The organism is Providencia sp. UF-224, assembly GCF_058245955.1.
The window spans coordinates 11931-36562 of sequence record NZ_JBSICC010000020.1; the positions used below are offsets into that span (position 1 = coordinate 11931).

At 41.4% G+C, this 24632-nt stretch carries 22 protein-coding genes, 1 tRNA gene and 1 pseudogene; 11 read left to right on the top strand and 13 right to left on the bottom strand.

Annotation, left to right across the window (positions count from 1 at the left end):
- Window positions 1–15: 15 nt before the first annotated feature.
- The gene (locus tag AC4IFO_RS16665; RefSeq protein ID WP_036958425.1) at window positions 16–1023 is read right to left on the bottom strand and encodes an IS110 family RNA-guided transposase; all 1008 of its coding nucleotides are present in this window, start codon (window positions 1021–1023) and stop codon (window positions 16–18) included.
- A 65-nt stretch (window positions 1024–1088) separates the two neighbouring features.
- On the opposite strand from AC4IFO_RS16665, the pseudogene AC4IFO_RS16670 reads away from it, so the two are divergent.
- A pseudogene (locus tag AC4IFO_RS16670) lies at window positions 1089–1679 on the top strand (DUF932 domain-containing protein); the annotation flags it as partial.
- Between the two features lie 152 nt (window positions 1680–1831).
- On the opposite strand, the gene AC4IFO_RS16675 reads toward AC4IFO_RS16670, so the two are convergent.
- Window positions 1832–1919, bottom strand: a tRNA-Ser gene (locus AC4IFO_RS16675).
- Between the two features lie 180 nt (window positions 1920–2099).
- Here AC4IFO_RS16675 and AC4IFO_RS16680 point away from each other — a divergent pair.
- Window positions 2100–2429: a TusE/DsrC/DsvC family sulfur relay protein gene (locus AC4IFO_RS16680; RefSeq protein ID WP_219249198.1), complete on the top strand. Its 330-nt coding sequence runs from the start codon at window positions 2100–2102 to the stop codon at window positions 2427–2429.
- A gap of 4 nt (window positions 2430–2433) precedes the next feature.
- Here AC4IFO_RS16680 and AC4IFO_RS16685 read toward each other — a convergent pair whose 3' ends face one another.
- On the bottom strand, window positions 2434–2715 hold the full coding sequence (locus tag AC4IFO_RS16685; protein WP_490736059.1) for an acylphosphatase: 282 nt from the start codon (window positions 2713–2715) through the stop codon (window positions 2434–2436).
- 217 nt (window positions 2716–2932) lie between these two features.
- On the opposite strand from AC4IFO_RS16685, the gene hspQ reads away from it, so the two are divergent.
- A complete protein-coding gene (gene hspQ / locus AC4IFO_RS16690) occupies window positions 2933–3253 on the top strand; it encodes a heat shock protein HspQ (protein ID WP_206086681.1) in 321 nt (106 codons plus the stop codon).
- A 76-nt stretch (window positions 3254–3329) separates the two neighbouring features.
- Here the strand turns inward: hspQ and AC4IFO_RS16695 are convergent, their stop codons facing one another.
- Window positions 3330–3743 (bottom strand): CoA-binding protein, encoded by a 414-nt coding sequence (locus AC4IFO_RS16695; protein ID WP_490736061.1) that lies wholly within the window; start codon window positions 3741–3743, stop codon window positions 3330–3332.
- A 113-nt stretch (window positions 3744–3856) separates the two neighbouring features.
- Between AC4IFO_RS16695 and AC4IFO_RS16700 the strand changes: the two genes are divergently transcribed.
- Window positions 3857–4315 carry a methylglyoxal synthase gene (locus AC4IFO_RS16700; RefSeq protein ID WP_490736063.1) on the top strand — a complete coding sequence of 153 codons (459 nt, stop codon included), beginning with the start codon at window positions 3857–3859 and terminating at the stop codon, window positions 4313–4315.
- A gap of 47 nt (window positions 4316–4362) precedes the next feature.
- Here AC4IFO_RS16700 and helD read toward each other — a convergent pair whose 3' ends face one another.
- Window positions 4363–6417, bottom strand: a complete 2055-nt coding sequence (helD, locus tag AC4IFO_RS16705) for a DNA helicase IV (RefSeq protein WP_490736065.1) — start codon at window positions 6415–6417, stop codon at window positions 4363–4365.
- 123 nt (window positions 6418–6540) lie between these two features.
- Between helD and yccS the strand changes: the two genes are divergently transcribed.
- Window positions 6541–8691 (top strand): YccS family putative transporter, encoded by a 2151-nt coding sequence (yccS, locus tag AC4IFO_RS16710; protein WP_490736067.1) that lies wholly within the window; start codon window positions 6541–6543, stop codon window positions 8689–8691.
- A 118-nt stretch (window positions 8692–8809) separates the two neighbouring features.
- Here the strand turns inward: yccS and AC4IFO_RS16715 are convergent, their stop codons facing one another.
- Entirely contained in the window at window positions 8810–9424 is a 615-nt protein-coding gene (locus tag AC4IFO_RS16715) for a TfoX/Sxy family DNA transformation protein (protein ID WP_490736069.1), read from the bottom strand.
- A gap of 233 nt (window positions 9425–9657) precedes the next feature.
- On the opposite strand from AC4IFO_RS16715, the gene sulA reads away from it, so the two are divergent.
- Complete coding sequence (gene sulA / locus AC4IFO_RS16720; RefSeq protein ID WP_490736071.1) at window positions 9658–10179, top strand: SOS-induced cell division inhibitor SulA; 522 nt, start codon at window positions 9658–9660, stop codon at window positions 10177–10179.
- Window positions 10180–10533: 354 nt separating this feature from the next.
- The gene (gene ompA / locus AC4IFO_RS16725; protein ID WP_490736073.1) at window positions 10534–11607 is read left to right on the top strand and encodes a porin OmpA; all 1074 of its coding nucleotides are present in this window, start codon (window positions 10534–10536) and stop codon (window positions 11605–11607) included.
- 209 nt (window positions 11608–11816) lie between these two features.
- On the opposite strand, the gene matP is transcribed toward ompA, so the two are convergent.
- Window positions 11817–12275, bottom strand: a complete 459-nt coding sequence (matP, locus tag AC4IFO_RS16730; RefSeq protein WP_490736075.1) for a macrodomain Ter protein MatP — start codon at window positions 12273–12275, stop codon at window positions 11817–11819.
- A 173-nt stretch (window positions 12276–12448) separates the two neighbouring features.
- Between matP and AC4IFO_RS16735 the strand changes: the two genes are divergently transcribed.
- The 3 genes from AC4IFO_RS16735 (at window position 12449) to fabA (ending at window position 15183) form a co-directional block, all read left to right on the top strand.
- The gene (locus tag AC4IFO_RS16735) at window positions 12449–12625 is read left to right on the top strand and encodes a GhoT/OrtT family toxin (RefSeq protein WP_490736077.1); all 177 of its coding nucleotides are present in this window, start codon (window positions 12449–12451) and stop codon (window positions 12623–12625) included.
- Window positions 12626–12831: 206 nt separating this feature from the next.
- Window positions 12832–14568, top strand: a complete 1737-nt coding sequence (locus tag AC4IFO_RS16740) for an AAA family ATPase (RefSeq protein ID WP_490736079.1) — start codon at window positions 12832–12834, stop codon at window positions 14566–14568.
- Window positions 14569–14664: 96 nt separating this feature from the next.
- Window positions 14665–15183, top strand: coding sequence for a bifunctional 3-hydroxydecanoyl-ACP dehydratase/trans-2-decenoyl-ACP isomerase (fabA, locus tag AC4IFO_RS16745; protein ID WP_490736081.1), 519 nt, complete (start codon window positions 14665–14667; stop codon window positions 15181–15183).
- A 129-nt stretch (window positions 15184–15312) separates the two neighbouring features.
- Here fabA and rmf read toward each other — a convergent pair whose 3' ends face one another.
- The 6 genes from rmf to rlmKL form a co-directional block, all read right to left on the bottom strand.
- Complete coding sequence (gene rmf, locus AC4IFO_RS16750; RefSeq protein ID WP_219249215.1) at window positions 15313–15483, bottom strand: ribosome modulation factor; 171 nt, start codon at window positions 15481–15483, stop codon at window positions 15313–15315.
- Between the two features lie 359 nt (window positions 15484–15842).
- On the bottom strand, window positions 15843–16397 hold the full coding sequence (gene pqiC / locus AC4IFO_RS16755) for a membrane integrity-associated transporter subunit PqiC (protein ID WP_490736084.1): 555 nt from the start codon (window positions 16395–16397) through the stop codon (window positions 15843–15845).
- Entirely contained in the window at window positions 16397–18046 is a 1650-nt protein-coding gene (gene pqiB, locus AC4IFO_RS16760) for an intermembrane transport protein PqiB (RefSeq protein ID WP_490736086.1), read from the bottom strand. Before pqiB ends, pqiC begins: the two co-directional genes overlap by 1 nt.
- Window positions 18043–19317 (bottom strand): membrane integrity-associated transporter subunit PqiA, encoded by a 1275-nt coding sequence (gene pqiA / locus AC4IFO_RS16765; protein ID WP_490736088.1) that lies wholly within the window; start codon window positions 19315–19317, stop codon window positions 18043–18045. The genes pqiB and pqiA overlap by 4 nt, the downstream gene beginning before the upstream one ends.
- 32 nt (window positions 19318–19349) lie before the next feature.
- Window positions 19350–21257 carry an ABC transporter ATP-binding protein gene (locus AC4IFO_RS16770; protein WP_490736090.1) on the bottom strand — a complete coding sequence of 636 codons (1908 nt, stop codon included), beginning with the start codon at window positions 21255–21257 and terminating at the stop codon, window positions 19350–19352.
- 12 nt (window positions 21258–21269) lie between these two features.
- Window positions 21270–23378 (bottom strand): bifunctional 23S rRNA (guanine(2069)-N(7))-methyltransferase RlmK/23S rRNA (guanine(2445)-N(2))-methyltransferase RlmL, encoded by a 2109-nt coding sequence (gene rlmKL, locus AC4IFO_RS16775; protein ID WP_490736092.1) that lies wholly within the window; start codon window positions 23376–23378, stop codon window positions 21270–21272.
- A 98-nt stretch (window positions 23379–23476) separates the two neighbouring features.
- On the opposite strand from rlmKL, the gene AC4IFO_RS16780 reads away from it, so the two are divergent.
- Window positions 23477–24592 carry a YcbX family protein gene (locus tag AC4IFO_RS16780; protein ID WP_490736094.1) on the top strand — a complete coding sequence of 372 codons (1116 nt, stop codon included), beginning with the start codon at window positions 23477–23479 and terminating at the stop codon, window positions 24590–24592.
- The last annotated feature ends 40 nt before the right edge of the window (window positions 24593–24632 follow it).

Below are 24632 nucleotides of genomic sequence, written 5' to 3' on the forward strand. Positions count from 1 at the left end.
ATTTCAATAAACTAGTTAGAACTGGGCATAGGGCTGTTTATGATAACTTACAGCCCATGCAATCCTCGCAAGTTTGTTCGCTAGGGCACATGCCACTACATTTGAATGCCGCCTAGTTAATAATTCCCTAACCCAATCAGCAAGCCTACCTTGCTGATTATTCAACCTTATCATAAATATTCTGGCACATTGTACAAGGAGCCTTCGGAGGTTTTTATTTCCTCTTTTACTTATCCCCATCAGGACATTTTTACCGCCAGTACTATACTGTCTTGGCACGATCCCCAGAGACGCCGCAAAATTTCGCCCATTTTCATATTGCTTCCCGTCACCGAGCTCGCAGCTCAACAGGCTAGCTGTTATTAAACCAATACAAGGAATACTTTGCAGATGTGATGCATTCTCATCTTGTAAAAGGGAATCTTCCAGTTTTTTATCCAGCGCGTGAATCTGAGCCAGTAAGTAATTGTAATGTTCATGCAGCATTAACAATAATCTGACGAGTTGCTCTGGCAATAAGTTATCCGCTAACACACTAGAAAGTCGCTTAATTACGGCTTCACCTTTGGGAAGACTGACGCCAAATTCAAGGAGGAAGCCGTGCATTTGATTAGCCGTTTTGACTTTATCAGCAACCATTGATTCTCTAAGCCGATGTAGGGCTGACATCATTTGCTGATTTTCCGTTTTCGGTAATACAAATCGCATAGAAGGACGGGATGCCGCTTCACAGATAGCTTCCGCATCAATGAAATCATTTTTATTACTTTTAACAAAAGGACGAACAAACTGTGGTGATATCAATTTCGCTTCATGGCCTAAATCAGCAATCCGACGAGCCATATATTGAGAGCCAGAGCAGGCCTCCATAACTACGGTTGCTGAAGAACATCCAGCCAGAAACTCAAACAATTTCGCTCGTGTAAACTTTTTGCGAAGCACCATCCTTCCAGCATTATCCTGACAATGAATATGAAAAGAGTGCTTACCAATATCAATTCCGATAAGAGAGACATTTTTCATGATGATTCCTCCCAAAAGACACATTGCTATCGTACTACGCACGGGACGGGGTGACCATCTCATTACACATGTTACGGTTACGTCGCCATGACCAAATCACAGGAATACAAGTACCTGAAATTATTCTCCTAAATAGTCATGATGGTTCAAGCAGCTACCAGATGTTGCCGAGGCTTTTTCGCCAAGTTTGTCAAAATGGTTTAGTGTGCGGCGATACCTTTGGTGAGGTGCGTGTACCCCATAAAGGTGATGTTATCGGCAAGGTAATTGAAGGAGCTTATGAAGTATTGGAAACCTTTGATACGGTTGCTGAAAAGCGTGAACAGATGCAATCTCTTCTATTACCGCCACCAGCACAGCAAGCCTTGGCACAAGCTGCCTTGACGTATCGCTTTGATGAGGAACATAAACCTATTACCGAGGAACAAGTATTACAGCCTCGTCGTTGGGAGGATAAGAAAGATGACCTATGGACTGTATATCAACGCTTGCAGGAGAATTTAATCAAAGGAGGCTTATCAGGCTGGAATGCGAAAGGCAAGCAAGCTCGCACTCGTTCGGTGAATGGCATTGATGGGGATATTAAACTGAATAAGGCACTGTGGGTAATGACTGAAAAGATGTATGAACATTTTAACGGAAGGAGGGTGATATAATAACCATCATACTATTCCAAAAATAAAAAGAATATCTAATACTATCTAACCGTAGCTGAGCAAAGCCAATCAATAATGGCATACTGAATGGCATATCGATATAACCTTAAAAGCAAAAACGCCACGCTAATCAATAGCATGGCGTTAAATAATGGCGGAGGAGGAGAGATTCGAACTCTCGGATGGTTTCCCATCGGCGGTTTTCAAGACCGCTGCCTTCAGCCGCTCGGCCACCCCTCCGCAATGACGTGCACTATAAACATCCTCACTTTGGATGTAAACCCCTAATTTGTTCGTTCGCCTTAAAAATATACGCATTTCAGCCTGTTAGGTGAAAATATCAACATTTTGATTCGTTTGCTTGGGTTATGGGATGATTTTTGCTAAATTTGGGCTCTGTTTTTTTAGGATTTAAAAAGTATGTTGCTGTTCAACAATCAAGAAATTGAAACGGACCCACAAGGTTATCTGCTTGATAGCCAACAATGGTCAGAGGAACTGATTCCTTTACTTGCACAAGAAGAAGGCATTGAACTCACTCACGAGCACCTCGAAATCATTCGTTTTGTGCGTAATTTCTACTTAGAATTTAATACATCTCCAGCGATTCGTATGCTAGTCAAAGCGGTTTCTCAGCAATTTGGCGAAGAAAAAGGCAATAGTCGCTATTTATATCGACTCTTTCCAAAAGGGCCTGCTAAACAAGCGACTAAACTTGCAGGCCTACCTAAACCTGTGAAATGTATTTGATATCTCACTCATAGCGGACATTAAAATCCGCTATTGGTGCTGTTTGCCAGTTTTCACTAAAGAAGTGGTCAATTTTTGCACCTGGTGGCCCCCCTGCTTTCAGCCAGTCATCGACAAATTCAATATCTTGCTCTGTACCATAAATCGCAAGCTTTACACTTCCGTCATCACGGTTACTTACAAAACCTTTAAGTCCATTTTGATTGGCCCAATGATATGTTTGATAACGAAAGCCACCCCCTTGAACTCGCCCATAAATATAAAAGTAACGACCTGATGTTGCCATGTTCGCCTCCTTTCAGAGCATAATTGAATGATTCTCTTTTTTAGCTGTTGTTTTTTACGCATTGAACAGATAATCTGCTGTTGAGGCACTGCTTTTTCATCGTTGCGTATAAAGACAGTGTATTGCGTTATTGCTAATTGTCCATACGTTAACTTGAAAACGCGCAGCACTGCCCACATATAGATTGAAGTACAAGCAAGGCTTTTAGGAGGTCGCTATGATGATCACCAGTAAATATGGAATCGGGCAACAAGTCAGGCACAAACTTCTCGGCTACTTAGGGGTCGTTGTTGATGTGGACGCTGAATACTCGCTCGAACAACCACATGATGATGATATTGCCTCAAACAGTACGCTACGCGATCTGCCTTGGTATCATGTTGTTATGGAAGATGACAACGGGGATGCTGTTCATACTTATTTGGCTGAAGCACAAATTACTTATGAATCTGCGGATGACCATCCTGAACAACCGTCGATGGATGAACTTGCAGAGTCAATAAGGTCTCAGTTACAGGCACCGCGTCTGCGTAACTAATTTTTCTTGTCATTAATGAACGCAACCGTAAAGCAGCAACTAAGCTGCTTTACTTTTTAGCGGCTGGCTAAAATCATTACTTCTCAAGCCCCAAAGCTGGAATTTCTTGTTTTGGGCACTTATCCATTACAAACGTTAGCCCTGCTTCTAACGCAATTTTTTGGGCTTCTTCACTGATCACGCCTTTTTGCAACCATAAAACTTTCGCTTTGGCAGCAATCGCTTCCTGTGCAATACCAACAGCAGCTTCAGCATTACGAAACACATCCACCATATCTATTGGTGTCGGTATATCACTTAATTTCTCATAGACTAATTGCCCTAACAACATTTGCCCAGCTAATTTAGGACTGACAGGAATAACGTTATAGCCTTGATGTAATAGATATTCCATAACTTCATAACTGGGTCTATTTACTTTTTCGCTCGCACCGACTAACGCAATGGTCTTCACGCTTTTTAAAATTTCAGCAATTTCTTGATCTTTCATCAAAATATCTCCCAAAACCAGTAAACTATTCACTTGCATTATGATATATCTGGTACATCTTTGCCCAATCAATTTTAACGATATTTAAAGTTCATCTGACTTAAGGGAAAACCATGGAATCAACAACCCGTATCATTGGTGCCTCAAAAAATATTGCTCTAGTTGCCCATGACCACTGTAAGCCCTCATTGTTGTCTTGGTCCAAGAAAAACACGCAGCGCCTACAAGCCCATAAACTGTACGCAACTGGGACAACGGGAAATTTGATTAATCAGCACACTGGATTACCAGTCACAAGTATGCTGAGTGGGCCAATGGGGGGAGACCAGCAAATCGGTGCCATGATTGCGGAACAAAAAATTGATCTTTTGATTTTCTTTTGGGATCCGCTCAACGCTGTTCCTCATGACCCCGATGTTAAAGCCTTGCTACGTTTGGCTACAGTTTGGAATATTCCTGTCGCCACTAACCCTGCAACCGCAGATTTTCTCATCACTTCACCATTTTTTGATGAGGCAATCGATATTGTTATCCCTGATTATCAAAGCTACTTAACCAAACGTACTAACTAATACAACAATGACCCTGTGCCTAAGGCTTTCGGCACAGGGTCGTACCATTACGGTTTTTTCTGTCTCGGTACGCCCAGCAGCCTAAGTTCTTCAACAAACTCAGATGGTTGCTCCGGGTTATAGAGTAGCCAAACTTGCTGCTTTGCTCGTGTTATTGCAACGTACAATAGACGCCGTTCTTCAGCATGCTCAAATGATTCAGGTTGTGGTAATAAAGCCCGCTCAATAATCGACTCTCTTGCCGGTGCTGGAAAGCCATCTTTTCCACTGTTTAATCCACAAATAATCACGTGATCAGCTTGTTGCCCCTTGGAAGAATGGATCGTCATAAACTGAATATTCAGCTTAGGCCAACGTGTTTGCGCTTTATTTAGAATCTCAGGTTTTAAATAATGATAACGAGCTAACACCAGTATCGTTTCATTATCAAGCACATACCCACTCATTTTATCAAGCAAACGTTCCAATGCATCTTCATACAAAAGCACTACTGATTTTTTATTGCCTTTAGTTAAGCTATTTAAAGGTTTATCAATCTGAATCGGATTCTGCAAAATAAACTGATTCGCAATGTCGCCAATGCGTTCATTAAACCGATACGTGGTGTCCAGAGCACAAAGCTCCCCTTCACCAAAGTTATGCTCAAACGATGTCGTTAAATCTAATTCAGCACCACTGAAACGATAAATAGCTTGCCAATCATCACCTACCGCAAACAGCGTCGTTTGCTTATTTTGTTGGCGCAAAGCTTGTAATAGCTTGGCTCTTAACGGCGAAATATCTTGAAATTCATCGACTAAAATATGCTTCCATGGGCTAATAAAACGCCCTTTTTCAAGGATATTAACCGCTTGATGAATAAGACCCGAAAAATCAATCGCGCCTTCTTCTTTTAAGGCCCCCTTCCATACTTTTAATAATGGAGCCATTAATTTAATACGTTTTTGAAATAGCTCTCGCACCTCTTCTGGCGCGTTATCAACCATCTCTTTTTGGCTGCCACCATGCATGCGCATCAAACTTAGCCAACTTTCTAATCGCGCAACGACTCTCTGCGTGATTTTTTCATTTTGCCAAAACTCGCCCTCTGGGATATCCCACACAAGTTCTTCACTTAACCACTCTCGCCAACCTTTGGCTTGCGCTTTTTTACTCGAACACTGTTCACGCCACTCTTTTAACAATAACGCCTGACGCTTTTTCGTATCCGTTTCTAATTCACTCACTACAGGGGATTTTTTACTGCCTTCTCGAATAATGTGCAACGCTAAAGCATGGAAGGTTTTTGCTTGAATATTATCGTGCTGTAAACGAGCCTGAATACGTTCATTCATTTCATCGGCAGCTTTACGGCCAAATGCCAACAATAAAATTTGATCAGGTTGCGCCAGCCCCCGTAAGACCAACCACCCTGCACGAGCAACTAAAACCGAGGTTTTACCGCTTCCTGCGCCTGCAAGTACAAGGACATTATCTTCACCATTAATGACAGATAACGATTGTGAATGATTGAGTGGCGATGATTCCACTTGCTGAAAGAAATCGTGATAGCGAACCAAAACAGATTCACACCACTTTTCATTGATTTGCTTACGACACTGCTGGCTATGATTCAGCCATTGTAGACATAATTGATACTGTGACGAACAGTTTTCAAACTGTGAAATTCTGACTAGGGGCAAAGGCAATGACGAAAACTGCTGCTTAATGTTATCTTTAATGGCAGTTAATTGGCGTAAACTCAACCACGCATCTTGCTGTGATATTTGCTCAATTTTGTTCACCAAGTGAGAGAGAACCTCTGCACTCACCTCGCTCATTTCACCACTCCATTGCTGCCATTTTTCATTTAAATAATGAAAGAATCGCTGAGTTTGCTTCCATTCAGTACCATGTAAACGAACCACCTGTTCATTCACAATTTCAAATTCCAACTCCCCCCAGACAATGCCCCGCTTACAACGAAGATCAACCAGTTCATTAAAAGGGATAAGATATTGGTGATTTTCACCGCTAACTTCAATACCAGCGTTGAGTAAGCGAACCCGATTGTAGGGATGCTGAGCCAGACGCTGTCCAATCTGTGTTGATTTCAGTTCCATACGTCCTGCACCTGAAAATATCAATGATGAAAATACGGTTGGCTTGATTCCAAACGGTTTTTTATTCCGAGCAAACACGCTATCCTATAAGGCATAGGGATTTTCTTACCTTTGAGGTACTTTGTGCTAACGCTGCTAACCAGTTATCGTCGTGTGCTATATAACAGCCATATTTTATATTATATCCGAATCTTTATAGCCCTGACAGGCACAACCTTATTGCCATGGATCTTAGGGCAAGAGCCAAAGGTGACCATTCCACTAACATTAGGCGTCGTTGCTGCTGCATTAACTGACTTAGATGATAGGCTAACTGGCAGAATAAAAAATTTAATTATCACCCTTTTTTGTTTTTTTATTGCCTCAGTTTCTATTGAGCTTTTATTCCCTTACCCCGTATTTTTCTTTTTTGGTCTAGCATTTTCCACTTGTGGCTTTATTCTTTTAGGTGCATTAGGTCAACGTTACGCTACCATTGCATTCGGTGCGTTGTTAATTGCTATCTACACCATGTTAGGTGTTCCCATTTTTGATACCTGGTACCAACAACCAGCACTTCTTCTCACTGGGGCAGTTTGGTATAACCTTTTAACCTTAATCGGCCATATTTTGTTCCCAGTTCGGCCACTACAGGATGCAATTACCCAATGTTATCAACAGCTATCAGCTTATTTGGATGCAAAAGCCAACTTATTTGATCCTGACCTCGAGGATGATTATCAGCAATCTGTTTACGATTTGGCAATTGTAAACAGCAACTTAGTTAATACAATGAACCAAACAAAGAGCGCATTACTTAGTCGATTAAAAGGCGACCGAGGGCAAAAAGGGACGCGCAATACTTTGCACTACTATTTTGTTGCTCAAGACATTCATGAGCGTGCTAGCTCATCCCATATTCAATATCAACAACTTAGCCGTACACTTCGTCATCATGATATTTTATTTCGCTTTCAACGCTTATTAACGATGCAAGCCCGCGCTTGCCAACAAGTTGCTCAATCGGTGTTATGGCGCAAACCATACCAACACAACCCGCGCTTTGAGCGCACATTTACCTACCTTGAGAACTCATTACAGTTACTCAAAGAACAATCACCAACACGCCACGAAGTCAAAGCTCTACATAACTTACTTAAGAATTTGAAAGGCATTGATGTTCAACTTAAAGGTTTAAGCCTTGAACAAGGTTCTTGGCAACAAAACAATAAACAAATTGAGCAATTATCTGATGAATCGCTTTCAGGCTTTGGTGATATCATTTCCCGCGTAAAACACCACTTAACGCCCAAATCTTCTTTGTTTCGCCATGCTGTACGAATGTCAATTTTGCTTTGTACTGGCTATGCCATTATTCAATTGTTTGATATGGAAAGAGGTTATTGGATTTTACTCACCAGCTTATTTGTCTGCCAACCTAACTACAGTGCAACTAAACGACGCTTGGCGTTACGGATTATCGGCACTATTGTAGGTATTCTTATCGGCTTGCCACTCCTTAACTTAATACCATCAATGGAAGGGCAACTGATCCTCATCGTCATTTCTGGTTTACTATTTTTCATGTTCCGTAGCAGCCAATATGCGCAAGCCACACTTTTTATTACCTTATTGGTTTTATTCAGTTTTAACTTACTGGGTGAAGGCTTCGATGTCGCTCTCCCACGCATTATCGATACTTTAATCGGCTGCTTTATTGCATTACTGGCGGTGAGTTTTATTTGGCCTGATTGGAAGTTTCGTCAACTTCCTCAAGTGGTGCAAAAAACCATGGATAGCAATTGCCGTTATCTCGATGCGATTTTATTACAGTACTACCAAGGAAAAGACAATGGTCTAGAATATCGAGTGGCTCGCCGTGAAGCGCATAATAACGACGCAGAGTTTGCTTCCATTGTTTCCAATATGGCATCAGACCCTAAATCCTATCGGATAACACAAGAGCAAGCTTTTCGTTTACTCTGTTTAAATCATACCCTGCTAAGCTATATTTCAGCCCTTGGTGCTCACCGCGAACAGATGCAAAATGAAGAAAATTTAGCCTTATTAAATGATGCAATTTGTTATGTCGAATCTTCCCTGCAAATTACTACGCTAGACCCGCATATCGTTGATAAAAAATCAGAAAAATTACGTAATAGCCTCTTACACCGTATTGATAATATTTCAGCAAGCGATGATGAAAAAACATTATTAATCATGGAACAAACAAAACTATTGCTTGAGCTGATCCCAGAAATCAAACAAATGATTCGACAAATCAGTTCATCATAAAATATACCGATGAGCGGGTATTAGAATATAAAACAAGCTTTTAATACCCGCTTAACTTTCCGTTCTATACAATGCAATGTATTGAATATCTTAGCGAATAACCTTTCTTACTGTGATATCAAACCACGGTTAATTCGAAGCTGTTATACCAAGCAATCAACTCTTGTTTAATTATTTTCGGTAATACTGCGCTATGACAGCCTTCAATCGCAGCAGCTAAACCAATCAGTAACTTAATACTTGGCTTATGCCGCCCGTGTTGTTTTAACTTCATAAAACAGGCTTTGGCTCCCACCATGCGTAGATCATCCGCATGCAGAATCCCAATCTTCCCTAACGCCCTTTCAACAGACATATTCATATTTGGTAAGTCTTTAATTCTACGTGTAATAACCTGCTTTTGTTGCAATTCCTCAACGGCAGAGTGGTAGGCAATCTCAATAAACTGAAAAAGTGCTTTTTCGTCACACCACATTTGTTCTGAAAGTTGGTAATAACGCATTTCCAATGGGATACCTTTTTTCGTGTAAACCAGTCTATCAAGCCCCGATGCCTCAAAATGACTTCTTGCCAACAAGCAACCTCTTAAATAAAAGTGGCCATCAAGCAACAAACCTACAATCACGTCATCCACTAATAAGCAATACCCGCCAAAATGGTTTTTGCGTTTAAGCTGACCGAGACGGCCTAATAAACGGGACAAATAAAAAATTTTTTCTTCCGATAGTAGCATTTACCTTAACTCCTTTTTGGGTTTGGTTAATTTTCATCCTTGAGAGAATTAATTTTATTATTTCTTTCATTACAACCAATTACGCATAGCCAATTCTGAGAGTTTCCATAAAAAATGCCAAGAAGAATGCATAGAAAAACACCAAAGTTGCGAAGCGCTTTGAAAAAATAGGCTTGATATTGGATGGATATACAGTTACTGTATGTTCATACAGCATTGTAACGAGGTGAATTATGAGCATCTATTCTTGGAATGACACAACAAAACATTCTCTTAATAATTACGCACAATCTTTCCAAACCACTGAACAGGCCAATAGCCTGGTACAGCAAGGTATGGTGAGTGAACTTGTCTACGATGAAAAGCACCCAATTCTGGACTTCATCTTGTTACCTATGCTCCGCCAATTTGGTATTCAATCGCGTTGGTTATTATGGCTAAGCCCAAACAAAAAACTCAGTAAACACTGGTTAGAACAAGCGGGTATTCCTACGCACAAAGTCATGCAAGTAAGCCATATGGAACCCATTACAACCATTGATGCCATGGAAAAAGCATTAAAAAGTGGTAATTACAGCGTGGTTTTAGGGTGGCTACCAGAATTAAATGAACAAGATTTTGTTCGTTTACAAGATGCCGCACAAGAAGGCCATTCTATTGGTTTTATAATGCGCCCACAAAAAGCCTATAATATGGTGAGTATGCAATCTGGACAGCTAAACAACTTAAAAATTCATTCAAATCATTATCACTAGCCAAGATTAAGAATTTTCTTACTAAATTTAACCTTTAGAAATATTTATTCCTAAAGTGAAATGAAAAGCATTGAAGATCAATCAGATAGATAAAAAACAATCATAATTAGAAATATACATATCTCTCTGATTTATACACTAAAAAAATACTTTTTTTAACGTTTATTGCTCACTCTACTTGTATCTTTTTAAGTTCGTTGTAGACTTTAGCTTGTTAAGCTTATGGCATTATTTTTTACTTTTATAATTTTTTTGTAGATAATGTCTGCGAAACCTAGCAAGTAAATTGAACCAATGGCAAATAATAAGGCTCACTGAAGCCATGCCAATATTGGATGATAACGAGGCGTAAAAATGAAAAAAACAGCTATCGCAGTAGCAGTGGCAGTAGCCGCTTTTGCAACAGTTGCACAAGCAGCTCCAAAAGATAACACTTGGTATACAGGTGCTAAATTAGGTTGGTCTCATTACGAAGACACTAAATTCAACTCACCAGAAACTGATTTACACGTAGGTAAAACTACCGATCGTGATACTTTAGGTGCTGGTGCATTTGCTGGTTACCAATACAACCAGTACATGGGCTTTGAATTAGGTTACGACTGGTTCGGTAAAATGAAATACAAAGGCGCTGGTAACAGCGGCGACCTGAAATCTATGGGTGTTTCATTAACCACTAAATTAAGCTATCCAATCATGGATGACTTAGACGTTTATACTCGTCTGGGTGGTATGGTTTACCGTACAGAAGCGAAAGCTAACCAAACTGAAGGCCGTTTCAAAGACACAGACACTGGCGTTGCTCCTGTATACGCATTGGGTCTTGAGTATGCAATCACTCCAGAGTGGGCTACTCGTTTAGACTACCAATGGGTTAGCAACTTAGGTGATAAAGACAACATCGGTACTCGTCCAGACAACGGCATGCTGAGTGTTGGTGTTGCTTACCGTTTCGGTCAAGAAACTGCTCCAGTAGTTGCTCCAGCTCCAGTTGTTGAGCCAGCAGCTCCAGTTGTTGAAAACAAACGTTTCACACTGCGTTCAGACGTTCTGTTTAACTTCAACAAAGCAACTCTGAAACCAGAAGGTCAGCAAGCGCTGAACGAACTGTACAGCGAACTGAGCAGCATCGACCCAACTCAAGGTCGCGTACTGGTTGTTGGCTTCACAGACCGTATCGGTTCACAAAACTACAACCTGCCACTGTCACAAAAACGTGCTCAGTCAGTTGTTGATTACTTAGTATCTAAAGGCGTTCCAGCATCTGCAATCGCAGCTGAAGGTCGCGGTAAAGAAGATCCAGTAACTGGCAACAAATGTGACGCAGTTAAAGGCCGTGCAGCTCTGATCGAGTGCTTAGCGCCAGACCGTCGCGTTGAAATCGAAATTCAAGGTACAACTGAAGTTGTTACTCAACCAGGCGCTTAATTCTTAGCCCTAGTTTGAATTTTGAACTAAATATAAAAAACCCCAATTTCGATTGGGGTTTTTTTTAATCATTGGTTTTTTGAGTCAAAAATGCGTGCTTTTTTAGTTCTACCCGATACCTATTCTGCTAACCAGTTATTGCAGTTCCATTTTTTATTAACTCACCAGCGAAGATCCCTAACAATCTCCCCTCGACACATTACTCACCATTACTTTTTTGCTGTGCCAAGTATTGCCTGAAGATCCTGCTTTAGTGTACTCATTTGGTTTTCATATTTATCTTTATGCTCTGCATCTTCTATCAACTGGATGATCGTTTCTGACAATGTTTTATTCCGTTTTACCGCTAGGTTTGATAAACGCTGCCAAACCGAAAAATTCAAATCTATTGATTTTTTACGTGTATGCGGGTGCTCTGCATTAAAATGGCGTTTACGTCTGGCGCGAATACTCTGCTTCATTCGGTTATCAAGATCAGGATTCATATGTAATGAAATCCATTTGAGCACTTCGCTCGGCCTATTTTCTGTTTTTAACAGCAATTCGATCGCTTCTTTTTCTGCGCTTCTTTCGATGTAACGGGTTATCGCCTCGCCAGCACGTGCTTTATTAACGAGATACTCCCATTTCCAGCCACATTCAAGATTTTCAAGCTGCTGATATTTCATAATTTTTCCTGAAGAAAACCGAACCTATCTTTATATTAGCAATAATATAAACAAAATGCTCAAGCAGAAATTCAATTTAACTAAATAATCATTTTTACCGTAAAGAAAATAACCGTTTTTTGTCTAAATAGTGTAGAATCCGCATCCACCTGTTAACAAATTAATAATCCTGCATGTCCACTTTTGAAAACATACTCGTCATCTATGGGGTTGGCGGCCTATGTGCTATGTTATTCACCCTATTTGTCACGAAAGATCCAAACTGTTTTATGCGTCTACTTAGTGCTCTACTAATTGGCTTCACTTGGCCAATGACACTCCCTGTTGTGCTCATGTTTTCGTTATTCTAATCGATATTTCAACAATTATTGCTGCAAGATTGCCTATCAAAGGCTAATATAACAATCTTGCCCACTGGGTAATTTACTGGCTTGAAAATCGTTTATAAAACAAACAACACGAATGGTCAATTGACCACATAAACACAATCAAGTACATGCGCCCAGCTAATTGGCAGGCATTTCGTTTATAACTCTATTAATAGCAGATAATCATAGTGATCAGTCAAGAACTAACATGGCAAGGCCTAATTCCTAATTTATCGTCATTTCAGACACATTTTGTTTCTTCAGGATCTCTGAACTCCGCAACATTTTCCGATACTCAACCACGGTTGTTTGATGGAATGCAGCGTTTCGTTAAAGAGTTAGCTCACACTCGCTTTATGTTTATCAAATCTGATGAAAGTGAGGAATATCTTTGCACTTATGCAAATACAATTAACTCATTACTAGAAAACACACCCGTCATTGATGGTGATTATCAATTATCTGAAGATAAGCACGCTTTTCAGTGGAAAAGCGGTATTAAAAGCCGTTTTTCAACTCAGCAACCTATTGCTTATCGCCATTGGGTAGAACCAGAGCAATTATTTGGTTATGTTACCCCATCATTGCAACTCGTACCGGGTCTACTTCACCAAGTCAATGGTGGTGTGCTTGTCATCGCCGCAAATGCATTAATTAGTCAACCACTTATGTGGAACCGCCTTAAAAATATGGTTAACCGCCGTCAATTAGAATGGTTACCCTACTCTGAAAATCAGCCACTGCCTATTAGTATAGAACCTCAGCCTCTTGAACTTAAAATCGTGGTTGTTGGGGATAGGCTCGCGTTAGAAGAACTTGAATATAGTGCGCCAGAGATCTTTGATAGCGCTATTTATGGTGAATATGAACCTGTCATGTTCTTCGAAGATGAAGAACAATTGTTACTATGGATGAGTTATATCAAATCCATTATAGAAAAAAATTCATTACCGAATATTGCAGCCGATGGATGGATCCCATTTATTCAGCAAGCAACACGTTACTGTGAAGATAAATTCAATCTACCACTCGATACGCCTTGGTTAACTCGCAGCTTGATGGATGCATCCCATTACGCAATCGACGGGTTGCTTACGTTAGAATCTTTTACCAAAGCAATTGAAAACCGCTTATGGCGACATAGTTTTCTGGCTGAACGTACACAAGATGATATTTTACAAGAACAAATTTTTGTTAAAACTGAAGGCGAAGTGATCGGTCAAATCAATGGATTGTCTGTCTTACAGTATCCCGGTCACCCTGAAGCGATTGGTGAACCATCACGCATTACTTGCGTCGCTCACTTGGGTGATGGTGAGTTTACAGATGTTGAACGTAAAGCAGAGCTTGGCGGTAATATTCATGCCAAAGGTATGATGATTATGCAAGCCTACTTAAACTATGAGTTGAAACTGGAGCAACCTCAGCCATTCTCAGCATCAATTGTTTTTGAGCAGTCATATGGTGAAGTTGATGGTGATAGTGCCTCCCTCGCTGAACTGTGTGCGTTAATCAGCGCCTTGGCATTACAACCTATTGATCAGCAAATTGCTGTGACGGGTGCTGTTGACCAGTTTGGTTATGTGCAACCTATCGGTGGCGTTAATGAGAAAATTGAAGGCTTCTTCGATATTTGTGAAAAACGTGGTTTAACGGGCGAGCAAGGTGTCATTATCCCCATGGCTAACGTGCGTCATTTATGCACCAAAGCGGAAGTGGTTGAGGCCGTAAAAGCAGGTCAATTCCATATTTGGCCTGTCGAACATGTTGCTCAAGCCATTACACTGTTAACGAAGCAGCCTTACTTTGAACAGCAAGTGGAAGAAGATAATGTACACTTGTTAGCTTTAATTCAAGAACGTATTAACCAAGCAAATTCCCCTGATAAAGCCAGACTTCCTTGGTTCTTGAAGTGGATGAGTTAAGTAAAGATTGCGTAAAAAATAGCAGATCGGAGTTGTTCAGCGTACAAGTGTAAGCTATCCTGTACCCCTACACATAATAAAGGCTATCTGAAGAACATGGTTGATAAACGCGAGTCCTACACAAAAGATGATTTAATTGCTTCTGGAAAAGGCGAGTTATTTGGGGAAAATGGTCCTCCACTACCATCAGGGAACATGTTGATGATGGATCGCATCGTCAAAATGACTGAAGATGGTGGCACCTTTGGTAAAGGTTATGTCGAAGCTGAGCTCGATATTAATCCTGAACTTTGGTTCTTTGGCTGTCATTTTACGAATGACCCAGTTATGCCAGGCTGTTTAGGCCTTGATGCTATGTGGCAGTTAGTTGGTTTTTACCTTGGCTGGCTGGGTGGCGAAGGCAAAGGCCGTGCTTTAGGTGTGGGTGAAGTTAAATTCACAGGCCAAGTTCTGCCAACAGCGAAAAAAGTCACCTACCGTATCAGTTTTAAACGCGTGATTAACCGCAAACTAATTATGGGCTTAGCGGATGGCGAAGTGTTAGTTGACGGTAAATCAATTTATACCGCAACAGACTTAAAAGTAGGCTTATTCAAAGATACCAGCGCTTTCTAAGTTACTGAAATGCAAACCTCCGCAATCGCGGAGGTTCTTAAATTGATTGACACTTTTAATTTAAAAACCCGCAAATGGTTCAAAAAGACAGGCAGGTTATTTAACCTAAAAGATCAGATAATAGTGGGATTAAACAACGGCTACGGTTCGATCCTCCATCGCTTTACGCCAACCACCTAGCCAATGCGAACGAGCATCTATAGCCTGATACGGACACAACTCTTTAGAGCGCCCTGCTAAACCTGCTTGATAACCTCTTGATAAAGCTCTTTCTAAACGGTCTCGCTTCTGTCTTTTCATGCCTTACTTCCCTCATCATTTAAATGGAAAAGAAAACAGCACCTACTATTTCTTAATAGGTACACTATAGAAATAGCGCCCACCGAACAGAAAATCAAGTAAAGATTTTCATATATTTGTCATAATTAGCATAAGTGTGACTTGTATAGCTCATTTACGCCAACTATCTGAATTTATTAAATTTCAAAAATATCTCTTTAATAATCATCATTTTAGAATAACCAAAATCGACTATTTTTAAGACTATCCTAAAAGGGTGTTTAAACAGAATTTCTAATGCAAAAAAAATGCACCTCAGGTAATAGTCGTAACTACGTATACCTAAAGTGCACTTAGAAAACTAACTAAATGATGATTAATTAGTGTTTATTGACTTCTTCAGCAATCCCTTTAGCAACTTGCTGCCAGCCCACTGCCAATGTACGGACTAGTTCAGGATAACCATCTTCCTGTTGATCCAACTGGATATCAAAATTACGACGGATCACATTTTTATCCTGTGAGTACGTCCAGAATCCCTGAATAAGCACCTTTCCATCATAACGGCCATTAAAAGCCGTAAGGGTGATATCCAAGGTATCAGGTGAATTTTGTAAAGGCTGCAACGAAACTAACTTTTCAGGCAGTGCTGCTGATAGTTCACTCACCATTGACTGCCCAAGCTGTTGCTCCAGTGGACTTGCCCATAAGTGAGTGCTCGCATTGGTGTAACTCACGTCTGTTGTTTGGTAAGTGATGCCGTTAGACGTCAATACATCCGATAGCATGATACGCTGCAACCAGACCTGTCCTTTATCCATCACCTCTGCAGATTGCGTTTTAGAAGCGTTTATTGGCAATTGATAATACATTTTTTCTGGTGTGCTACTACACGCTGCCAACAACAAAACAAATATCGATATCAGATATCTCATTATTTTTTAACTCCTTTTGGCTGTACATCCTTCGTCGGTTCGGCTTCAAAGACTAATGCATTACTCTTATTGTTTAACGTTCTTAGCAACGGCTGAACTTCTCTCAAGACTTGGTCTAATCGCTGCATATTATCCACCATCTTATTATAGGCAGGTGAACCTGGCTGGAAGCCTTGCATTGCACGGTTCATTTCTTGCAATGTTTTTTGCAAGTCATGCGGTAAGTTTTGGAACTCTTTGCTCGCCATGACTTTATTCAACTCAACGAGCATCGCATTGGCTTCTTTAACCACTTTTTGCCCTTCAGCTAACGTTTGTGTGGTTTGGTTCAACATAGGCTCAATTGGCATATTGTTGATTTTATCCAGCACTGCGATAACTTTTTGCTGAATCTGAGCTAAACCACCGCTGGTTGTTGGGATAATTTTATACCCAGCAACCACTGTCGGGCCTTTATACGGCTCAGCATTTGGTACGAAGTCTAAATCAACGAATAGTGCACCCGTCAGTAAATTACCTGATTTTAATGATGCTCTAAGCCCACCCTGCATCGCCAGTTTTAATTCATTTTTTAAATTAAAATTCGCACCAACGTCTTTAGAGAAACGCTCAGGTTCAATATGAATAAGGACCGGAATTCTAAAGTCATTGTCCAGTGATTGATCTAGACCCGCTGTATAGAACGGAACCTGTGCAACTGTTCCTAAACGGATACCGCGGAATTCAACAGGGGCCCCCGGTTGTAAGCCACGCACGGAATCAGAGAAAAAGAGTACAAAGTCTTGGTACTGGGTATACAGTGAGTTTTGAATGCTGCTTTGGTTATCAAACAGTTCAAACTCTGCATTTTCCTTAACATTCGCGCCCGGTACCCACCCTTCAGGAACATCAAAACTCACCCCACCCGTTAATAAAGTGGCAATTGAGCCCATCTCAACATGTACTCCCTGAGATGACATATCGAAAGCGATACCGCTGTCTTTCCAGAAGCGCACATTCGAGCTCACAAGCTTATCGTACGGAGCGTTAATGAATAATTGATAGCGCATGTCGCGCTTATCCATGTCGAAATTACTGGTTTCGACGGAACCCACTCGGTAACCGCGGAATAAGACAGGATCGCCCGGATTGAGCTGCCCCGCTTTATCACTGGCTAAAATAACGCGGATCCCCTTGGCATCAGGGGAAGCCAAAGGTGGTGTATCTAATAAAGTGAATTCAAAGTGTTCTTTTGCCGCAAGCCCCGGTTGAAGCTCAATATAAGCCCCTGAAAGTAACGTCCCTAAGCCCGTTACACCATCACGCCCTATTGTTGGTTTAACAATCCAAAATGCCGAGTCAGTACGAAGTAACTCTTTCATTTCATTATTTAAACGGGCTTTTATGATAACGCGACTAAAATTGTCATCTAACGTTACACTTTCCACAACGCCGATATCGACACTGCGGCTTTTAATTTTCGTTTTACCTGCTTCGATTCCTTCGGCATTGTAAGTGATCAACGTCACTTCTGGGCCTTGGTTACTAAAGTGGTAAAATAAGACCCATGCACCAAGTAAAATGGTGACAATTGGGATCACCCATACAGGTGACCAGCTTTTTAGCTTACTGACTTTGGCATTAGCCTGTGGTGTTTCTTGTGAGGTCACCCGATGGCTCCTTCTTGTTCAGCAGTATTCACTGCATTTTTCGCATCACAACGATCCCAAGTCAATCGAGGGTCAAATGTCATCGCCGCAAACATCGTTAAAATCACGACAACACCAAAGAAAATAATCCCCACCGCAGGAACGATGCTCATTAACTGCCCCATTTGGACTAAAGAGGCCAAAATCGTAATCACAAATACGTCAATCATTGACCAACGACCGACATACTCCACCAGCTCATAAATAAAATGCATACGATGTGGATCGCGGTTGCCATAACCTTGCGAATCAAGGCATAACCAAGCAATACCAATCATTTTTAACGTAGGAACCATGATACTGGCAATAAAGATAACCATTGCCACAGGGTACGAACCATCCCCCCATAACAAAATAACCCCATCAATAATGGTGGAGTTTAAACCGCTCCCGAGTGTATTAGTCGTCATCATCGGCAACACATTTGCAGGAATATATAACATAATCGATGTTACGAGCAGCGCCATTGTCCATTGTAAACTTTGGTGCTTACGCACACTGCCACGAGAATGACAGCGTGGGCATTTAGATTGCTCAGCCGGCAAAATCGCAGTACAGACCAAACATAAACGTATATTTTGGCTAATGCCTGTTTGACCGACTTTTAACGGGCGTGCTAATTTTGGTGCCGCTTCAATGCGATTCCATAACCAGTGCCTATCTAAGCATTGGAATGCCCTCACCTGTAACATACAAAATACACAGTAAGGTAAAAAGCTTAGGCCAATGCCAATATCGCCATAAGCAATCAGTTTGACAAAACTGACTAAAACGCCCGCTAAAAAAATCTCCGCCATACACCAGGCTTTCATTTGGAATAAAATCCGTGTGATCACCACTTTAATTCCTTTAGGAATGTGAACTTGCAACCCTAAAAGGATAATGGTGACCATACAAAAGGCCGGTATGATTAAGGAGAAGAACAAGAAGAATAGTGCTAAACCGCTATAACGCGTTGAGGCAATAATTTCGATAATTTGAAAAAGCGAAATTTCGTTTTCAATACCCGCCGCGCTCATTTTCACAAAAGGAAATAAGCACGCGATGAATAGCATGATCAACGCACTAAACGCATAGGCAGCAGGCTGCTTATACGGATATCGCCACTTTGAAACTAATGTGGTCTCACAACGCGGGCAAGTTGCTTTACTACCTTGTTCCAATTCTGGAACCGCAACCAGCATATCGCACTGAGGACAAAGCACATGTTCATGAGACTCATGGGTACACAAAGAATATTCGCTCCTCTAATTTATCAATTTACTCAACCATTTTTAAGCAATTCAAGTTCTTGCCAGCGGTCAAACGCTTGCTCCAGCTCGGTTTCTTTTGCCGATAACTGGCTCAATGTTTGCTCAGTAACATCGTGAGGTTGATTGAAGAAATCAGCATCGCCAACTTTAGCTTGTAACGCTTCAATTTCCGTTTCCAATTGCTCAAGCTTCGCAGGCAACTGTTCCAACTCACGCAATAAATTATAACTGAGTTTATTTGGTCGCTTTGCCGCTTCTTTCGGTTTTGCCGTTTTTTCTTGCGCTGCCACTTTACTCGTTTGTTTGGCTTCCAAACTCACGGTTTGTGCTCTTTGCTTTTGAGCATCAAAATAACCGCCCACAAAACGGTTGATCACGCCATCGCCTTCAAAGATCCAGCATTCTGTTACGCTATTATCGACGAATTCACGGTCATGGCTCACCAATAGAACGGTTCCTTGGTAACCATCCACTAACTCCTCAAGTAATTCTAATGTTTCGACATCAAGGTCGTTGGTCGGTTCATCGAGGATCAGTAAGTTACTTGGTTTTAGGAATAATCGAGCTAATAATAACCGATTACGCTCACCGCCAGATAAGGCTCTGACTGGGGTCATTGCACGTTTTGGTGGGAACATAAAGTCTTGCAAATAGCCTAATACATGGCGCGGCTTGCCATTGACCATCACTTCCTGCTTACCTTCCGCTAGGTTGTCCATAACAGTTTTATCTGGGTCTAATGCTGCGCGGTGTTGGTCAAAATAAGCCACTTCAAGTTTTGTACCACAGTGCACACGCCCGCTATCCGCTTGTAAATCACCCAGCATTAAACGTAACAGTGTGGTTTTACCGCAACCATTTGGCCCAACTAATGCGATTTTGTCGCCACGCATCACCTGCGCAGAAAAATCGCTTACCAACACTTTATTATCGATTTGGTAATTAACGTTTTCCATTTCAAAAACAATTTTACCCGAGCGAGCGGCTTCACCCACTTGCATTTTGGCGGTTCCCATCACTTCACGGCGCTCTGAACGCTCAACACGCAGTGCTTTTAGAGCACGAACACGACCTTCATTACGAGTACGACGCGCTTTAATGCCTTGGCGGATCCACGCTTCTTCTTGAGCCAGTTTTTTATCGAATTCCGCATTTTGCATTTCTTCAACGCGCAAGGCTTCTTCTTTACTGATCAAATAATCATCGTATGTACCCGGCCATGAGGCGAGTTGCCCGCGGTCTAAATCGATAATACGAGTTGCCATGTTACGAATAAATGAACGGTCATGGGAAATAAATACAATGCTGCCTTGGAAATCTTTAAGGAAGTTTTCCAACCACAAAATAGTTTCAATATCTAAGTGGTTCGTTGGCTCATCTAAGAATAAAACACGTGGGTTGCTCACTAATGCACGCCCCAGCGCCGCTTTACGTAACCATCCCCCAGAAAGGGAAGAAAGTTCCGCATCCGCAGGTAAGCCCAATTTTTTCAGTACATCGCTGATACGAGAATCCAATAACCATAAATTACGGTTATCAAGCACTTCTTGTAATTCAGCCATTTTATTTAAGTTTTTTTCGCTAGGATCTTCTTCCACCACTTTAGCAATATGATGATAATCCTTCAGGTATTGCGCTTGCTCCGCAACACCTTCTGCAACGAAATCAAAAATAGTGCCTTCCACATTACGCGGCGGGTCTTGCTGCAAGCGTGCAACAACTAAATCCTGCTCGTAAATCAGTTGGCCATCATCTAAAGGTTGTTCTTTCGTCAGCACACGCATCAAGGTTGATTTACCCGCACCGTTTCGGCCGACCAAGCAGACGCGCTCGTTATCTTCAATATGAATTTCAGTATTATCAAGTAATGGCGCATCACTGAACGAAAGGTATGCACCCGATAAATTAATTAAAGCCATTGATTCTATCCTTTACTCTGCGTGGCGAATTAACCAGCAGTTATGAATTTGACGATTACGTGCAAAATCTTCAGAAAGCGTTTTCGCAGTGATTTCTTGTGCTTGTAGTCCTAACTCCGCGATTGCTTCCATATCCATTTTGAAACCGCGTTTGTTGTTTGAGAACATCACGGTTCCGCCGCGGCGTAATAGTCGTTTTAAATATGTAATCAGTTGCACATGGTCACGTTGCACATCAAACGTGCCATCCATGCGTTTTGAGTTTGAGAATGTTGGCGGATCAATAAAGATCAGATCAAATTGCTCATCGCTATTTGCTAACCAACCTAAGCAATCTGCTTGAATTAAGCGATGTTGACGCCCCGTTAACCCATTCGCTTGTAAGTTTTTCTCTGCCCATTCAAGGTAAGTACGGGACATATCGACCGATGTTGTGCTTTTCGCGCCGCCTAAACCTGCATGTACCGTTGCTGTACCTGTATAGCAGAATAAGTTTAAGAAATCAGCACCTTTGCTCATCTCCCCTAACATACGACGCGCAATACGGTGGTCTAAAAATAACCCTGTATCGAGGTAATCAGTTAGATTAACCAGCATTTTGGCATTGTATTCTTGCACTAAGAAGAAATCGTCTTTTTGTGCCAGTTTTTCGTATTGCTGTTTGCCTTTTTGGCGTTGACGCGTTTTCAGTACCAATTGATTTGATGACAGTTCTAACACGTTCATGGTCGCAGTGATCACGTCAAATAAACGCTGGCGTGCTTTACGCTCATCCACCGTTTTTGGTGGCGCATATTCTTGGATGACCACTTTGTCGCCATAAATATCGACCGCAACATTATATTCAGGCAAATCAGCATCATAAACGCGATAGCTTTCAATACCCTGTTGTTTTGCCCACTTAGTTAACTTTTTCAAATTCTTACGTAAACGATTAGCAAAGTCAGGGGAGATTTCTGCAACCGTTTCAGAAGGCGTAGCCGCTAATTGGTAATTTTTCTGTACACAATCTAATGGGCCGTTTTTTGCTTTGAACTCGCGCTCTGAACGTAATTGCAAACAGCTTAATAATTCAGGTGAAGCACTGAAAATCGATAAACGCCAACCAGGGAAACGCGCTTTCACGACGCGGCCTAATTGGCTGTGTAGCGCAATTAACGCCGGTTCACTTTCTAAACGTTCACCATATGGTGGGTTACTGATAATCGTTCCCACTGCTTCTGTTTTAACCGGGTTTTCCAACGCAGCCGCATCACCTTGGTTAAAGGTAATGACATCTTGAAGGCCTGCACGACGCGCATTTGCTCGCGCCATTTCCAGTACCCGTTTATCAATATCAAAGCCATAAAAACGTGAAGTGTTCTCTTTTAAACCTTGGCGGAAACGCACTTGTGCTTCCGTGGTTAGCTCGCGCCATAATTCGGCATTAAATTTCGACCATGCATAAAAGCCCCAGTGGTTACGATGTAAACCAGGCGCTTTATCTGTTGCCATCATGGCAGCTTCGATTAATAACGTCCCCGAACCACACATTGGGTCAACTAATGGCGTACCTTGCTGCCAACCTGAGCGGTTAATAATTGCAGCGGCTAACGTCTCTTTTAATGGGGCTTGCCCTGCTAAGTCACGGTAGCCGCGAATGTGCAGTGAATCACCACTTAAATCTAATGCTACACTCGCTTTTTCTTTATTCAGGTACACATTAATGCGAATATCCGCCTGTTGACGAGCAACATCAGGGCGCTGATCTAACTTGCGAACGAAGCTATCAACGATGGCATCTTTCACTTTTAAGGCGCCATATTGGCTATTGCGAATTTCTTCGTTAGTCCCTGTAAAATGCACCACAAACGTATCATTTACAGAAAAAATTTCTGACCAGTCAATCGCCTGTACACCAAGGTATAAATCCAAGTCACTGTAGACATCAAAATCATTCAAAGGCAATAAAATACGCGATGCCAGCCGACTCCACAGTAAGCTTTGGTACATGACCCGTTCATCGGCCTGAAAATAGACGCCCCCTTGGGTCACTTTACACTGGCTGGCACCGAGTGCTTCCAGTTCCGTTTTCAGTAGTTCTTCTAGGCCACGAGCTGTGCTGGCAAACAGAAAATTCATAGTATTTATTACCGATTTCGATGAAAAATTGTTGCGCATTATAGCTAATCTTATGCAGTTGTCATAAAGTTGCTGCGCACAATTATAAGGATTAAAAAATGATCACGCTTTCGCGCCTTTATACACACCCAGTAAAATCCATGAGAGGGGTGCGTTTATCTCATGCCTTCGCTGATATTAGCGGTTTGACTTTTGATCGTAATTTTATGATAACCACGCTGGAAGGTAAATTTATTACGGCGAGAAAATACCCGCAAATGTTACTGTTTACACCAGTGATGCTCAACAATGGACTCCATCTTCGAGCGCCTAATGGCGAAAGTGCGACAGTATTGTATCAGGACTTTAACGAGAAGCAGAGCCCTACTGAAGTTTGGGGCAATCATTTTCATTCGCTCATTGCACCAGAAACAATAAATAGCTGGTTAAGCACCTTTTTTGATGAGCCAGTTCAATTGCGTTGGTTAAGTCCACAGCTTTCTCGTCGCGTAAAAGAATACCAAGACGTACCGATGTCATTTGCTGATGGCTACCCTTTTCTATTAATTAATGAAGCATCGGTTCAAGAATTACAACGCCGCTGCCCTGCCAGTATTAAACTCGAGCAATTTCGCGGCAACTTAATTATTACTGGCGCAAAACCATTCGAAGAAGACACATGGAAAACCATTCAAATTGGTGATGTTATCTTTACCTTAGACCGCCCTTGCAGCCGCTGTATCCTCACGACCGTTAGTCCAGAAAAAGGCATTAAACACCCCAATAGTGAGCCATTAGCGACATTACAAACGTTCCGCTCAGATGAAAAAGGCGATGTCGATTTCGGGCAAAATGTGATCATTCAGAATACAGGTGTTATTCGTGTTGGCGATGCCTTAACTGTATTAGAAACTAAAACCGCCAAACAATATTTGATTCAAGAAAGAGAAAGCGACCTTTCTGTGCAAAATGCGCAGTCTCAAATTAACAAAGTCAGCTTAGTTTTCGACGAAACCGAATATGAAGGTGATAATCAAAATGTGATCCTTGAACAACTTGAATCCCACGGTTTAAATATTCCCTATTCGTGTCGAGCGGGTATTTGTGGACGGTGTAAAATTAAATTAGTGTCTGGTGAAGTAACACCATTAAAACAGAGCGCAATTAGGGAAAATGGTTATATATTAGCCTGCAGTTGTATTCCTAAAACAGCGCTAAAATTAGCATTTAAGTAAAATTCAATTTAAGGATCTTTAACACCATCTGTAATTTTAA